This is a genomic window from Methylobacterium sp. 1030, from assembly GCF_040544715.1.
Taxonomy (GTDB): Bacteria; Pseudomonadota; Alphaproteobacteria; order Rhizobiales; family Beijerinckiaceae; genus Methylobacterium.
Window position 1 is genome coordinate 258,432 of record NZ_JBEPKM010000003.1, and the last position, 14,340, is coordinate 272,771.

Annotated in this window: 15 protein-coding genes; 7 read left to right on the forward strand and 8 right to left on the reverse strand. The window is 70.1% G+C overall.

The window, feature by feature from the left end:
• The gene (locus tag ABIC30_RS05775) at window positions 1-1,092 is read right to left on the reverse strand and encodes a helix-turn-helix transcriptional regulator (RefSeq protein ID WP_158684198.1); all 1,092 of its coding nucleotides are present in this window, start codon (window positions 1,090-1,092) and stop codon (window positions 1-3) included.
• Window positions 1,093-1,421: 329 nt separating this feature from the next.
• Here ABIC30_RS05775 and ABIC30_RS05780 point away from each other — a divergent pair, with 329 nt between their 5' ends.
• Together ABIC30_RS05780 and ABIC30_RS05785 are read left to right on the forward strand one after the other, a co-directional pair.
• Complete coding sequence (locus tag ABIC30_RS05780; protein ID WP_020091743.1) at window positions 1,422-1,625, forward strand: hypothetical protein; 204 nt, start codon at window positions 1,422-1,424, stop codon at window positions 1,623-1,625.
• 16 nt (window positions 1,626-1,641) lie between these two features.
• Window positions 1,642-2,328: a LysE family translocator gene (locus ABIC30_RS05785; protein ID WP_354454361.1), complete on the forward strand. Its 687-nt coding sequence runs from the start codon at window positions 1,642-1,644 to the stop codon at window positions 2,326-2,328.
• A 154-nt stretch (window positions 2,329-2,482) separates the two neighbouring features.
• On the opposite strand, the gene ABIC30_RS05790 is transcribed toward ABIC30_RS05785, so the two are convergent.
• The 4 genes from ABIC30_RS05790 to ABIC30_RS05805 all read right to left on the reverse strand — a co-directional run bounded on the left by ABIC30_RS05790 (window position 2,483) and on the right by ABIC30_RS05805 (window position 6,257).
• The gene (locus tag ABIC30_RS05790; protein WP_020091741.1) at window positions 2,483-2,611 is read right to left on the reverse strand and encodes a hypothetical protein; all 129 of its coding nucleotides are present in this window, start codon (window positions 2,609-2,611) and stop codon (window positions 2,483-2,485) included.
• 108 nt (window positions 2,612-2,719) lie between these two features.
• On the reverse strand, window positions 2,720-2,956 hold the full coding sequence (locus tag ABIC30_RS05795) for a DUF6894 family protein (RefSeq protein WP_020091740.1): 237 nt from the start codon (window positions 2,954-2,956) through the stop codon (window positions 2,720-2,722).
• A 143-nt stretch (window positions 2,957-3,099) separates the two neighbouring features.
• Window positions 3,100-4,455: a sigma-54-dependent transcriptional regulator gene (locus ABIC30_RS05800; RefSeq protein ID WP_056521335.1), complete on the reverse strand. Its 1,356-nt coding sequence runs from the start codon at window positions 4,453-4,455 to the stop codon at window positions 3,100-3,102.
• Window positions 4,452-6,257, reverse strand: coding sequence for a sensor histidine kinase (locus ABIC30_RS05805; protein WP_354454363.1), 1,806 nt, complete (start codon window positions 6,255-6,257; stop codon window positions 4,452-4,454). The genes ABIC30_RS05800 and ABIC30_RS05805 overlap by 4 nt, the downstream gene beginning before the upstream one ends.
• A 352-nt stretch (window positions 6,258-6,609) precedes the next feature.
• Here ABIC30_RS05805 and ABIC30_RS05810 point away from each other — a divergent pair, with 352 nt between their 5' ends.
• Window positions 6,610-7,953, forward strand: a complete 1,344-nt coding sequence (locus ABIC30_RS05810; protein ID WP_331327015.1) for a dicarboxylate/amino acid:cation symporter — start codon at window positions 6,610-6,612, stop codon at window positions 7,951-7,953.
• Window positions 7,954-8,113: 160 nt separating this feature from the next.
• On the opposite strand, the gene ABIC30_RS05815 is transcribed toward ABIC30_RS05810, so the two are convergent.
• On the reverse strand, window positions 8,114-9,190 hold the full coding sequence (locus ABIC30_RS05815) for an HD-GYP domain-containing protein (RefSeq protein WP_331327016.1): 1,077 nt from the start codon (window positions 9,188-9,190) through the stop codon (window positions 8,114-8,116).
• 23 nt (window positions 9,191-9,213) lie between these two features.
• Entirely contained in the window at window positions 9,214-9,765 is a 552-nt protein-coding gene (locus tag ABIC30_RS05820) for a protein phosphatase CheZ (RefSeq protein ID WP_091678650.1), read from the reverse strand.
• Between the two features lie 523 nt (window positions 9,766-10,288).
• On the opposite strand from ABIC30_RS05820, the gene ABIC30_RS05825 reads away from it, so the two are divergent.
• From ABIC30_RS05825 to ABIC30_RS05835, 3 genes are read left to right on the forward strand one after another with little or no spacing between them, the layout of a single operon-like run.
• Window positions 10,289-10,822, forward strand: a complete 534-nt coding sequence (locus tag ABIC30_RS05825; RefSeq protein ID WP_331327017.1) for a TadE/TadG family type IV pilus assembly protein — start codon at window positions 10,289-10,291, stop codon at window positions 10,820-10,822.
• Window positions 10,822-11,460, forward strand: a complete 639-nt coding sequence (locus ABIC30_RS05830; protein ID WP_056522208.1) for a TadE/TadG family type IV pilus assembly protein — start codon at window positions 10,822-10,824, stop codon at window positions 11,458-11,460. Before ABIC30_RS05825 ends, ABIC30_RS05830 begins: the two co-directional genes overlap by 1 nt.
• A 17-nt stretch (window positions 11,461-11,477) precedes the next feature.
• Window positions 11,478-12,791 (forward strand): TadE/TadG family type IV pilus assembly protein, encoded by a 1,314-nt coding sequence (locus tag ABIC30_RS05835; protein WP_331327018.1) that lies wholly within the window; start codon window positions 11,478-11,480, stop codon window positions 12,789-12,791.
• A gap of 15 nt (window positions 12,792-12,806) precedes the next feature.
• Here ABIC30_RS05835 and ABIC30_RS05840 read toward each other — a convergent pair whose 3' ends face one another.
• On the reverse strand, window positions 12,807-13,424 hold the full coding sequence (locus ABIC30_RS05840) for a helix-turn-helix domain-containing protein (protein ID WP_026604724.1): 618 nt from the start codon (window positions 13,422-13,424) through the stop codon (window positions 12,807-12,809).
• A gap of 139 nt (window positions 13,425-13,563) precedes the next feature.
• Here ABIC30_RS05840 and ABIC30_RS05845 point away from each other — a divergent pair, with 139 nt between their 5' ends.
• Window positions 13,564-14,337: an ABC transporter substrate-binding protein gene (locus tag ABIC30_RS05845; protein WP_331327020.1), complete on the forward strand. Its 774-nt coding sequence runs from the start codon at window positions 13,564-13,566 to the stop codon at window positions 14,335-14,337.
• Window positions 14,338-14,340: the final 3 nt, after the last annotated feature.

Genomic DNA, 14,340 nt, shown 5'->3' on the forward strand with positions numbered 1-14,340 from the left:
TCACGCCGCGCCCAGGCGCTTCGTCGTCTGCCCGCTGAAGAGCGCGAGCGACGTGACGATGCTCAGCAAATCGGCCTGCCGCTTCGTTCCGGTCTTGTTGAAGATCGAGTTGAGCTGGGTGCGGACGGTGCTTGTCTGGACGCCGACGCTCTCGGCGTAGCTCTGCAGACGCAAGCCTCCGGCGAGCGCCTGGAGCAACCGCGCCTCCGCCGGGGTCAGGTCGAACAGCATGTTCAGCAGGCCGTCGTCCGGAACCGCCCGCGCGCCGACATGCACGAGAACGAGGAGCACCGCCGAGGCACCGAAGACGTCGCCGGGGCGCTGCTTCAGGCGCATGACATGAGCGATCTGAGGACGGTGATCAGAGTAGCTGCGCACCGGCATGGTCTGCGCCGGGCGCCGGCCGCCAACGACGTTGCCGATCGCGTCCTGCAGCAGCTTGCTGTTGATCAGGCTCTTGAAGAGCTGGCCGCCGTGCTGGCCGGGGGGCAGGACCTCCTCCCGCTCCTGCAGCCGGGCATTCATGGTCAGCACCCGACCCGAGGCCGACAGAACGGCGGCGGGGAGTCCGATCTGGCTGAGCGTCGCGGTCGTGACGCGGCCGCGCTCGCAGCTGAACTGGGCGCTGAGCTCGCAGGCGCGCACGAGGTGTGGTCGCAAGGCGTCAAGTCCGGGCAGGACGGAGGCCTCATGGGGGCCGGTTTGAGCCCGCCGTTCGGCGGTGACGATCGCGATGTCGCCTGTCGAAAGGGGAATCGTTGTGCCCACCTGCCAGAACGGCCTGTCGCCTTCGCGGGGCCAGCCTTCGTAGGAGGCCGGCACGAGGTCGACGTCGCGCGTGAAGCCCGCCTGGGCGTCGGTGCGCCACGGCGCCATCCGACCGCTGCTGCGCCCCGCGCCGGTCTGGTGACCGAGGCGCTGCTCCAGGGCCGGTGAGGCGATCCAGCGGGAGGTCCCGACGGGCGGGAGCACCGTGAGCACAGCGCCGTCCGAGTTCGCCATATCGCCGATGGACTGGAGGACGTCGGGCCAGAGTTCCGGCGTGCCCGCAGCCTCGTAGATCCGGTCGATAAGCGCTTCCCGCATTGGCACGTCCCGCGACGATTCTTCTGACCGCGGTAATACCAATATCAGTCCAAAACCGACATTTGCATCCTTCAAACAGAGGATGCCGTCCGGCAGGGACGGTGCGCCGAGGGCCGTTTCGACGGACTCACCGCCCCCCGGCCCCGGACACGCGGCGTCGACACGGCCGCCCGGAGCGCCGGCGCGGCTGTGTAAGTGCCTGGCGCCACGGTGCTTTGTCGCCCGACCGGGACGCCGGCGGCGAGCGCGGCGCGGCGCTGGCAGCGCCATCCGCCGAACAGAGGATGCCAGGGTTCCCGCCCTCCCTAGTGTGTCGACGCGAGGGAGGAACAGCCATGAAAACAGTCGTCGCCACCGCCGTGGTCGTCTTGTTCTGCGCCGGCGCCCGCGCCGACGAGCTGAACGACATGCCGGACATCGCGTGTGCCCAAGCGTCGTCCGCCGTGGAGCGCGATCACATCGGGTGCCCGGGCACCGACAGGGCGGCCGCGGGGTCCCGGGCGGCCGCCTCGCCCCTCGACCGCGCGGAAGACGACTGACCGGATTCCCGGTGCCATGAGCGTCGTCGCCACGGCACTGCTCACCGGCGCGAGTCTCGGTCTGTCCATCGCCGCGCCGATCGGGCCGACGAGCTTGCTGTGCGTTCAGCGAACGCTGTCAGGCGGCCTGTCGACCGGCCTCGCCACCGGGCTCGGTGTCGCCACCGTGCACCTGACATACGGGGGTCTCGTCATGCGCTGGGGCGCGGAGCTCGCCGCGGTGTGGTCGAACGGCGCCGTTCTCTCCCTGATCTCGGAGGCGGTGCTTCTCGCCCTCGCGGTCCGGGTGCTTCGCAGCGTCTCGGTGCTGCAGGAGGGCCGCGCGTGCTGCGACACCCTGGCGGTGAGCTACGGCAGCGCGGTCGTGCTGGCCCTGACGAATCCGGTCACCCCCGTGCTGTTCCTGGCCGCGATGCCGGCCTTCCTCGAGCGCGGGACCGCACCGTTCCCGGTCCTGGCGGCCGGTGTCTTCGTCGGCTCGTTCGGCTGGTGGGTTGTGCTCAACACCGCGGTGTCCCTGCTCCGGCGCTGCGTGACCAGCCAGGTCCTGAATCGGATGAACACGGCCGCGGGCCTTCTTCTCGCCCTCCTGGCGCTGAGCTTGCTCGTCCGGGGGCTGGACGGTGGCACGGCGGCCCGTTCGAGCAGCGCGGGCGTGAGCGGGGTGTCGGGCGCGGGCACCCGAGCGCCGAGCCGGCTCTGAGCCGCCGCGCAGCGCGGGACGCGATCTCGCCCCGGCTCGCAGCGCGGTCGACAGCGTGGCCGCCCCCGGTCGTGTCGGCGGTGATACCGCGGACCGGATCCGGAGAGCCGCGCCCGTCAGGAGCGTCGGAGGCGTACGGTGGACGCGGGCCGCGTCACTGCCTGCCAGGCACGGTGCCGTGGACGGCGTTGCGCCATGCCTCCGCGCCCCCGGCTTGGTGCCAGAGCCACGCCGTTGCCGCCACCCAGGGGCCACCAATCAGGATGAAGGCGATCAGACCCATGTCGTCCCTCCTCGGCTAGGGAACGCCAGCCTACGCCAAATCGACGCGAACGCCAGGTGGACCTGTCCCGGCCGCGCGCGCGCCGGGGCCGCTCGGCGTCTCGGCACGTCAGCCGACGGGGCCGGCATCGAGCGACACGCGGAAGCGCATCCGCACCACGCCCGTGTCGTCGCGGACCGCCGCGATGTAATCCTGGCGCCCGGGCCGGTCGGAGAGCCCCTGCGCGATCCGCGTCATGATCTTCACGGCCTGCGACCGGGCGGCTTCGAGACCGGGCAGGTCGTAGCCGTCCTTGTCGCGGACGAGCTCGGTTCCGTCGTGCAGGTCGATGAAGAAGCGGGGCATGGGCGGCTCGGCGGGGGGATCCGTCCGCTACGCTAAGCAGTTTCCGCACCGGCCCGCGTACCCCTTTTCGGCAGGTCGCCGTCGCGGCGCTCCCGTGATCGCGCCGGCACCGGCGGTGGCTCGGGACGGGCCGGGCGACGGCCCTAGCGGTAGTCGCCCGGGGTCAGACCGTGCCGGGCCATCTTGTCGTAGAGGGTCTTGCGCGGCAGGCCGAGGGCTTCCGCGGCGGCGCGGACATCGCCGCCGGCCATGATCAGCTCGTCGCGGATCAGCTGCCGCTCGAAGCGATCGACCTGATCGGTGAGGCTGGCGGCGGCCCTCTCGGCCGCGGGCTGCGCCGCCGCCGCGAGGCCCAGCGCGCAGCGCTCGGCGAAATGGCCGAGCTCGCGGACGTTGCCGGGCCAGGCGTGGCGGCGCAGGTGCTCGCGGATCGCCGGCGTGACGGGCGGCACCGGGCGCCCGAACTTCTCCGCGGCCCGGCGCAGGAAGTGCTGGAACAGCAGCAGCACGTCCTCCCCGCGGTCGCGCAGGGGCGGGATCGCGATCGTGATGACGTTGAGCCGGTGATAGAGGTCGTCGCGGAAGGTGCCCTGCGCGGCCGCCTGCCCGAGATCGACCTTCGTGGCGGCGACCACGCGCATGTCGACCGGGCGCACCTCGTTGGTGCCGAGCGGTTCCACGGTGCGCTCCTGGAGCACGCGGAGGAGCTTGACCTGCAGCGGCAGCGGCATGCTCTCGATCTCGTCGAGGAAGAGCGTGCCGCCCTGCGCGTGCTCGATGCGGCCGACCCGGCGCTTGAGGGCCCCGGTGAAGGCGCCGGCCTCGTGCCCGAACAGCTCGCTCTCCACGACGCTGTCGGGCAGCGCCCCGCAATTCATGGCCACGAGGTTTCGCTCCGCGCGGCGGCTCCACCGGTGCAGGGCGCCGGCCACGACCTCCTTGCCGGACCCGGTCTCGCCGAAAACCAGCACGTCGACGTCGGCCTGCGCCACCTCGCGCACCAGGGCGCGCAGGCCCACGATCTCCGGGGAGGTCCCGAGGAAAGCCGGATCCTCCTCGATCGCCGCGTCGAGCCGGGCCCGCAGCGCCCGGTTCTCGATCACGAGCCGCCGCCGCTCCAGCGCCCGGCGCACGGACACGACGAGCGCCTCGGCGGGATAGGGCTTGGCCAGGAAGTCGTAGGCCCCGTCCTGCATGGCGGCCACCGCCATGCGGATGTCCCCGTGGCCGGTGATCAGGATCACCGGCAGGTCGGGGTCGACCCGGCGCAGCCGCGTCAGGAGGGCGACGCCGTCGAGCCCCGGCAGCCGCACGTCGGTGACCACCACGCCGGGCGGCGCGGCCAGGATCGCCGCGAGCGCCGGCTCGGCGGCCGCGAAGGCCTCGACGGCGAAACCCTCGAGCTCCAGGCTCTGGCCGTTGGCCCGGCGCACGTCGGCCTCGTCGTCGATGAAGACGACGCGCTCGGTCCCCGCCTGCGCGTCCGCCGGTCCGCTCACGGTGTCGCTCCCACGGGCTTGCCCACGTTCGGGACCGCGTCCGCCGCCCGGATCATCTCCATCCGGAAGACCGTCCCGGCGCCGTCGCCGCCGGCCAGGATCAGGTTCCCGCCGCAATCCTCCACGATCCCGCGGGATATGGCGAGGCCCAGGCCGAGGCCGTCCGCCTTGGTCGTGAAGAAGGCGTCGAAGATCTGGCCGCGCACCTCCGCGGGGATCCCGGGCCCGGTATCGGTCACCTCGATCGCGACGCGCTCGTCGCCCTCGACGAGGTGCAGGCTGACGCGGGCCTCGGCCCGACCCGCCACGGCGTCGACGGCGTTCTGCAGCAGGTTGACCAGGACCTGCTCCAGCCGCGGGCCGTCCCCGAGGACGCGCAGATCCGGGGCGGGCCGGTCCGCCTCCAGCGGGACGTGCAGCGCGGCGGCGCGCGCCGCCACGAGCTCCAGCGCGTTCGCCACCACCTCACGCAGGGAAACCGGTTCCCGCCGCGGCGAGGCGCGGCGGGCGAAGCCCTTGAGTTGCCGGGTGAGGCCGGCGATGCGGTCGGTGAGCCGCCCGATGGCGGCGGCATTCTCGGCCGCGTCCTCGCCCCGCCCGCGGCGGATCAGGATCGCGGCATTGTCCGCGTAGGAGCGGATCGCCGCCAGCGGCTGGTTGATCTCGTGGGCCATGCTGGCCGCGAACTGGCCCAGCGCCGCGAGCCGGCCGGCCTGCGCCAGTTCGCGGCCGAGGCGCTCGCGCTCGGCCTCGGCGCGCTGCCGCTCCGCGATCTCGGCGCGCAGCTGGGCATTGGTCTCCCGCAGCGCCCGCGTCCGCGCCTCGACGCTCGATTCCAGCTCCGCCCGGCGCGCCGCGGCCTCGGCGAGCCGCGCCCGGGTCCGGCGGCCGCGATCGGTGAGCGCGAAGATCCCGTACCCGGCGAATGCCGTGACGAGGGCCGCGATGATCCAGGCCTGCAGGCGTTCCCGCTCGACGGCGGTGCCGAGCGGCGTCAGCGTCCGCAGCTGCCAGTCCGTGCCCGGTACGGGCGCCTGCGACAGGATCGCGCTCCAGGCCGGCAGCGACCCGCGCCCGACCCGCACCACGTCCGGCTCGCCCGCGACCGGATGGAGCGGCAGGCGCTCCAGGCGGGCGTTGCCGAATTCCTGTCCCGCCTCGATCCGGGCGCGTTCGGCCGCGTCGACGGCGTTGAGCGAGTCGAAGCGCCAGCCCGGCTCGCTGGTGACGAGGACGATGCCACGGGCGTCGGTGACGAAGGTGACCTCGCGGGCGGCCCGCCACGCCGACTCGACGGCGTCGAACTCGACCTTCACCACGACGACGCCGCTCCCGGCCCCGATCCGGCGCGCGAGGTACAGGCCCGGCCGGCCGCTGACCGTCCCGAGGGCGAACTGGGAGCCGGCGCCGCCGGCCAGGGCCTGCTTGAAATACGGGCGGAACCCGTAGTCCCGGCCGACGAAGCTGCGATCCTCGCCCGCGTTGCTCGCCGCGACCGTGAGTCCGTCGGCGCGGATGATGTAGATGACCGCCGAACCCGTGGCGGCGGCGACCTGGGCGAGCCGCCGGTCGACACGGTCGAGGAGGTCGCGCCCGGGATCGGGACCGACCGCGGCGGCAACCTCGGGGTCGGCCGCGAGCGCCAGCGGCAGGGACGCCTGCTTCTGCATCTCCGCGAGCAGGACGCCGACCTGAAGGCCGATCGCCGAACGGGCGCCGCGCCGCAGGTCCGAGAGGGCCCAGCGCTCCGCGGCGCGCCCGGCGAGCCACGCCGTCACGAGGATCGCGCAGAGCCCGACCACGACGGCGACACCCCGGCGCGAAGGCGGGCGGTGACCGGAGGGCGAGTGCCCGCTCACCGACGGCGGGCCAGTGCGGAGATCCGGACCGTCCCGGCCGGCGGCGTGCGGGAATCCGCAAGACCACCCGCGGCCCTGCCGGGAGCCTGCTTGAAAAAAGCTATCTTCTGCAAGTCGTTAAAGAAATGTAGCGGCCGTCGGTCAATTGGCATGCCGGTTGCCATTCTCGTCGCGAAACGCAGCCATGTCGTCAGAGAACGGCTGCGCGCCGGAAGGCCAACAGCAAGCGCGGACACCGCCGGGACACCCCGACGCGAGCCGCCCCGCCCGAAACCCGAGACAGGGAGAACGCCCGATGGCTGCCGTACCGTCACCACTCACCGCCCCGCATCCGCCCGCCAAATCGAAGCCGCTGTACCGGACCCTGTACTTCCAGGTCCTGGTCGCCGTCGCGATCGGCATCCTGCTCGGCCATTTCTACCCGCAGCTCGGCGCCGAGTTGAAGCCGCTGGGCGACGCCTTCATCAAGCTCGTCAAGATGATCATCGCGCCGGTGATCTTCCTGACCGTCGTCTCCGGCATCGCCGGGATGACCAACCTCGAGAAGGTCGGTCGGGTCGGCGGCAAGGCGCTGATCTACTTCCTGACGTTCTCGACGCTGGCGCTGATCGTCGGCCTCGTCGTCGCCAACGTGCTCCAGCCGGGCAACGGCCTGCACATCGATCCGAAGTCGCTCGATCCGAAGGCGGTCGCCACCTACGCCGGCAAGGCGAAGGAGCAGAGCATCGTCGACTTCCTGATGAACATCATTCCCACGACGGCGGTCGGCGCCTTCGCGGGCGGTGAGATCCTGCAGGTGCTGTTCTTCTCGGTGCTGTTCGGCTTCGGCCTCGCCTTCCTGGGCGACCGCGGCAAGCCGGTGCTCGACATCATCAAGGTCCTGTCCGAGGCGATCTTCGGCGTCGTCAACATCATCATGAAGGTCGCCCCGATCGGCGCCTTCGGCGCGATGGCGTTCACGATCGGCAAGTACGGGATCAGCTCGCTGGCCAACCTCGCCTACCTCGTCGGCGCCTTCTACCTGACGTCGGCGATCTTCGTGCTGGTCGTGCTCGGGGCGGTCGCCCGCTACAACGGCTTCTCGATCATCAAGCTCATCCGTTACATCAAGGAAGAGCTGCTCCTCGTGCTCGGCACGTCGTCCTCCGAGTCGGCACTGCCCTCGCTGCTGGAGAAGATGGAGCGGGCCGGCTGCTCGAAGCCGGTCGTCGGCCTCGTGGTGCCCACGGGCTACTCGTTCAACCTCGACGGCACCAACATCTACATGACCATGGCGGCGCTGTTCATCGCGCAGGCGACCGACACGCCGCTGAGCTACGGTGAGCAGGCGCTGCTGCTGCTCGTCGCCATGCTGTCGTCCAAGGGCGCCGCCGGCGTCACCGGCTCGGGCTTCATCACCCTGGCGGCGACGCTCGCCGTGGTGCCCTCCGTGCCGGTGGTCGGCATGGCACTGATCCTCGGCGTCGACCGCTTCATGTCGGAGTGCCGCGCGCTGACCAACTTCATCGGCAACGCGGTGGCCTGCATCGTGGTGGCGCGCTGGGAGAACGAGGTCGACGAGGCCAAGCTCGCCGCGGCCCTGTCCGGCCAGACCATGGCGCCGCTTCCGCCCGCGCCGGCTCTCCAGCCGGCCGAGTGAGCCCGCGGCGTCGCGGGCCGCGCACGGCGCAGCGCGCGACGCCGTGACGGTGGAAAACGCACGCCGCGCCGCGGATCCCACCGCGGCGCGGCTCTCGCATGCCGAAGGAACGCGGCCGAAGGAACGCGACGGAGCCGCGGCCCGACGCCGCCGAACGCTGTCAGGCCGCGTCGAGGGTGTGGGGCGCAAAGGCGGCGACGACCGGCCGGAACGCGCCGACGATCGCGGGGTCGAGCCGCCCCGCCATGCCCTCCAGGATCGCGTAGGCCGCCTCGCTCGCCATGGGCTGCTTGTAGGGCCGCTGCTCGATCAGGGCCGCGTGGATGTCGCAGACGGTGACGAGGCGGACGAGGTCGGGGATCTCCTCCCCCTTGAGCCGGTCCGGATAGCCCGACCCGTCGAGCATCTCGTGGTGCGACCGGACGACGTGCAGCATCTGCTGCTCGAAGCCCTGATCGACGAGCATGCTGTAGCCCTTCTCCGGATGCAGCCGCATGACGGCCAGCTCGGCGTCGTCGAGCCGGCCCGGCTTGTTGAGGATGGCGGCCGGGATGTGGATCTTGCCGACGTCGTGCAGCAGGGCCGCCTTGGTCAGGCGGTGGCGCTCCTGCTCGCCGAGGCCGAGGCTCGCCGCGAAGGCCGCCGCCAGACCGGCGACCAGCAGGCAGTGCTGGTGCGTGGCGTCGTCGAACTGGCGGACCGCCCGGACCCAGTCGCGGATCCCGGTGTCCCGGATCGCGAGGTCGATGGCCTGGGTTCCGTTGTCGATGACGCCGGGCGTGATCGGCTGGTCGGGCACGAACACCGAGGCATAGAATCCGCGCACCGCCGCGGCCGTCCGCACGGCGCAGGCCGGCAGGGGCTCGTCCGCGAAGGTCGCGAGGCGCGCGGCCGCGCGCGGCGCCCCCAGCGTCTCCCGCAGGCGATCCGTGTCGAAGGGCGCGCACAGCGTGTGGGTCGCGCCGAGGGCGACGCCGAGCAGCCGGGTTCGCGGGCTGTCGGTGTGGAGCAGGACGGTCAGCGGAGCGCCGTGCCGGACCTCCGCGAGACGGCGGCGGAGACGCTCGACGGAGCTCGCGCCCAGATCGTGCACGTCGGTGACGATCGCGGTCGCGCCGCCGAGGGGCAATTCCGCGGCGCGCAGATCGTGGAGCTCACAGGACAGGCCATCGGACAGGTCCTGGGCCAGGCCCTGGCTGCGTGCGGGATCGTCCGTGATGAGGAGTATCCGGCCCATCGGCACGCCTTCCGGACCGCGCCTTACGGGAACATCGCGTCGACCGTGTCCTGCGATACCGAGGCGTCGCCGGGCAGGACGGGGCCGTTGAGCAGGGCCGCCTCCTCGCTGCGCGTGTCGGCCGTCGGATTCGGCCGCGACGGCGGGTCGCCGGGACCGGACCAGACGCGCAGCATCTCGCCGATCCGCTCCTCGACGAGGACGATCGTGCGCACGACCTTCGAGATCCGCTGGCCGGTGAGGTCCTGGAAATTGCAGGATTCGAAGATCGTCTGCATCTCGATCTGGATGGCCTGGGCGTCGGCCCGGTTGGCGTCCTCGCCCGACCGTCTCACGATGCCGCGCGCGAGCGTATCCACCTTCTCCGAAGCCGTCAGGATCGCGTTGGTGGCGTCCTCGGTGCCCTGCACCACGGCGAGGAGCTCGTCCCGCGCGCGGCTCGTCTCCTGCTCCTGCCGGAGGTCGGCGATCTCCTGGCGCGTGCGCGCGATCGCGTCGGAGATCGACAGGAGCTGGGTCCGGAGGAGCCCAACACCCTCTTCGATGGAGGCAACGTCCGGCAGAGCGCGGGCCATGATCGGTAATCGCCATGCGGTTTATATTGGCCGGTGAAACTATCGGCGACCTCTTAAGCCGCGCTTAATGGCACTTATCTCGACGCGATTCTGTGCCACTCCGGCCGATCGTGACTGTGCAATATCCTATTTCCACGTCATCCACACGTCAAAGCACGCCGAACGTGCGCCGAACCCGCGCTTCGTCTTGTCGACCGCTTCGCGCGACGTCGACGCGACGATCTCCGCCTGGCCGAAGAGTGCGATCTCGCCGCGTTACCGATGAGGGCTGGAACAGCGGCGCTCTCAACTGTTGGTTGATGCTAACGAACTATTCCGGCGCCCGCTCGGTAGCACATGTGCGTGAACGGCTCGACTTTGAGCAGTGATGCGCGGAGAAAAGTAAGCTTTTGATGCTCTCTCGAGCTCGGTGGTTCCGATTTCGAGTTGGGATGTGAGCAGGGCAATCCGAGCGGCGTCGCGCTTGCTCGACCTCCGGGAACGGGCCGCGCGCTTCGCGCGGGCACGCGGAGGCGCGACGGCCGTGGAGTTCGCCCTGGTGGCCCTGCCGTTCTTCGCGCTGGTCGGGGCCTGCCTCGAGAACGGGATCGTGTTCTGGGAGCAGGAGATCCTCCAGCAGGCGGTGTCCGACGCCAGTCGGCAGATCTACACGGGCACGTTCCAGACGACGAACGCCGGCACAACCGACCCCGCGACGTTGATGAGCCGCTTCCGGACGGCGATCTGCACGCAGCCGAACGGCACGCCCCGGGTCACGATCTTCACCTGCGCCAACGTCCGGGTCAGCGTGATGAAGGTGGCCGATTACGGGTCCGCCACCCCGGTCTCGCCGGTCGCGACCAACGCCAGCGGTGCGAGCGACTGGAACCCGAACTTCGCCAGCTACGCCTGCGCCGGGAACTCAGCCATCGTGATCGTGCAGGCCGCGGTCGACATCCCGGTCTTCTTCCCGCTGCTCGGTGCCGCCGTGCCCAACCTGCCGAACAAGCGGCGGGTGCTGCAGGCCGCGACGGTGTTCAAGGTGGAACCCTACACCGCACCGTCGGGGTGCTCGTGATGGGCGGCCTGCCGATCGGCCTGAGCCGCTTCCGCCGCGATGAGCGCGGGATCGCCGCCGTCGAGTTCGCGCTCGTCCTGCCCCTGCTGATCGTCCTGTATTTCGGGACCGCCGAGCTGACGCGCGTCGTCGACGCGACCCGGAAGCTGACCCTGTTCGCGCGCACGCTGGGCGATCTGTCCGGACGGGTGGACAACGCTCTGGCGACCCAGAACGGGATGGCTCTGGCGACGCAGGACGGGATGACGAAGATCACCAGCGCAGCGACCGCGATCCTGCGCCCGCTGGACGCGTCCGGCCTGCAGATCGTGGTCAACGCGATGGGCGTGGAAACGGTCAACGGGTCGCTCAAGGGCTTCGTCTGCTCCAGCTGGCCGCAGAACGCCACGAAGCGCCCGGCCAACCAGGCCAACGGGAGCAACGGACTCCCCGCCACGCCGGCCGCCTATCAGTTCGACGGGGCCCGCTACATCCTGGCGGAAGTCACGATGCCCTACACCCCGATCATCGGGAGTGCCCTGTACCGCTGGATCTTCGGCGGCCGCGGATTGACCTTCACGCGGCAGATCCCGTGGTCCGAGCGCACCCCCAGCGAGATCGTCATGCCGGGCGGCACCGCCTGCCCGGTCTACAACTAATGGTCGAGGGAAGGCCCGTGTCGGTGTTCCGCATCCGGTTGAACCGCGCTCTCAGGCTGGCCGTCGCGGCGTTTCCGCGGGCGCGCTCCGGTCAAGTCGCGCTGACGTTCGCGCTCGTGACGCTGCCGGTCATGTTCGCCACGGCGGCGGCGATCGATTACGGGCGCCGCAACGCCGCGAAGACCCAGCTCGACACCGCCCTCGACGGCGCCGTGCTCGCGGTGATGTCGCAGAAGACCAACACGATCCCGGCGACGACCTTGCAGAACATGGAGACGCAGTTCCGCGCCGAGGCCGCCAAGGTTCCGGGCGTCACGGTGACCTCGTTCGTCCCCGGCGCGCCGGTGAACAGCGCGAAGACGCTGAGCCTCACCGCCACCTACACGGCGACGGTCAAGACCAGCCTGGCATCGATGATGCAGATCCCGGCCATGCCCATCAGCGGCACGTCCTCGGCGACCCGCAACACTTCGCAGTACATCAACTACTACCTGCTGCTCGACAACTCGCCGTCGATGGGGCTCGCGGCGACCGATGCCGACGTGAGCAACATGAAGCGCGCGACCAACGGGTGCGCGTTCGCCTGCCACCAGCACACCTTCGACAACAAGGGCAACATCATCGGCGACGATCAGAACGACTTCTACCATGTGGCGTCGCGGAACAACATCAAGCTCCGCATCCAGGTTCTGAGGGACGCGGTCTCGGCGCTCGTCGATCAGGCGAATGTCAGCATGTTGCTGCCGCAACAGTTCCAGATGGAGATGTGGACCTTCAACGATTCGGTGACGCAGACGCGGCTGCAGGCGATGACGCCGACCTTGAACAATATCAAGACCGCGACCCCGAATATCGATATCGCCTACGCCTACTACAATCAGTCCGACAATCAGACCGATTTCGAGCGGGCCATCGCGAAGATGAACGCGACGATCCCGGCCAGCGGCGACGGGCTGACTCCGGACAAGCCGATCCGGTTCCTGTTCATGGTCACCGACGGCGTCGAGGACACCGGCGGCAGCGTCACCAACCAGAGCGCGGGTTTCCAGATCCAGAGCAACCGCTTCATCGGGCCGCTGAGTCCCTCGACCTGCACGAATCTCAAGAACAAGAACGTCAAGATCGGGATCATCTACACGCAGTACCTGCCGATCTACGATAACGATTTCTACAACAGCTACGTCAGGCCGTACGAGTCGAAGATCGGGCCGGCCCTGCAGGCCTGCGCGTCCGACGGCATGTATTTTCCGGTGACCACGAACGGTGACATCACCGCCGCCATGCTGAAGCTTTTCAGCACCACGCTCGCGAGCGTGCGCCTGAGCAACTGACGCGCCGCGCCCCGCTCACGTCGTCGCCGGTGATCCGAGGACGTTGACCCACAGGACGGTGGTCTGGCTGCGCGGGTCGGGATTGCTGAAGCGGTGCGGCCGCCGGCTCTCGAAGCGGAAGCTGTCGCCCTCCGCGAGCTGGAGCGTCCGCGCCTCGACGATCAGGGTGAGGCGCCCCGCGAGGACGAGGCCGGCTTCCTCGCCGTCGTGGCTGAAGGGCTCGTCGCCGGTGCTCGCGCCGGGCTTCAGCACCATGTGGAACAGGCTCATCCCCTGCGTACCCCCTGGCGGGGTCAGGAGCTGCTTGGTGATGCCGGCCCGCCAGAGCTGAAGTTCCGGCCGGTCCTTCCGGAACACGACGATGGGATCCGGGTCGGGCGCGTCCGGCCCCGCTTCGAACAGGCCGCCGATCCCGATCTGCAGCGTGTCGGCGAGCAGCGCCAGGACTCGCAGGGACGGCGACGACAGGCCCCGCTCGACCTGGCTGATGAAGCCGATCGACAGGCCCGTGCTGGACGCCACCGCCTCCAGCGAGAGTCCGCGCGCGCGACGCAGGCCGCGCAGGCGCTGACCCACAGCCCGGTCGACCGGTTCCGGACCCGTTGCCTCGCCTCGGGGGATGCTCACCGTCACGCCAGCCTGCCTCTCGTGCGCTTCTTCATGCACGTGAAAGTCGCTTGCGTCGATACCGAAAACGTGCGGTATTCTTCACGAGAATGAAATCGGGCCCGGCTTCCGCCGCGTGACCCGGGCACTGCACGGGAGCGGCACCATGGGAAGACGGTTGGCCAAGCTGTGTCTGTCGTCGGCGCTGCTCCTCGGCGTCCTCGGCGCCCCCGTCGGCGCGCAGGCCCTGAAGGTGGGATCGACGCCCACCGGCCTGCCCTTCACCTTCCTCGATACCAAGACGAACAGCATTCAAGGCGTGATGGTCGACCTCGTCAACGCGGTCAGCAAGGAGGCGGGTTTCACGGTCGCGGTCGAGCCGCTGCAATTCTCGACGCTGATCCCGGCGCTCACCGCCTCGAAGATCGATATCATCGCGGCGGCGATGTTCATCACGCCGCAGCGCAAGGAGGTCGTGTCGTTCTCGGCGCCCGTCTACAGCTACGGCGAGGGGCTGATCGTCCCGAAGACCGACATGAAGGACTACACGTCCTTCGCTGACCTGAAGGGCGAGACGGTGGGCGCCCAGGTCGGCACCGCCTTCGTCGAGCCGCTGAAGAAGTCGGGCCTCTTCAACGAGGTGAAGATCTACGACGCGATCCCCGACATCATCCGGGACGTCAATTCCGGGCGGCTGAAGGCCGGCTTCGCCGACGCGCCGATCCTCGCCTACTACGTCAAGCAGGGCCTGTTTCCCGGCGTCCGCCTCGTCGAGACCTTCAAGCCGACCGTCGTCGCCTCGGTCGGCCTCAGCGTCCGCAAGACCGACACCGAGCTCCTCGCCAAGATCGACAAGGCGCTCGCCAAGCTGAAGGCCGACGGGACGCTCCAGGCGATCCTGACCAAGTGGGGTCTGCCGCCGTCGGCCGACCGGTCCTGACCT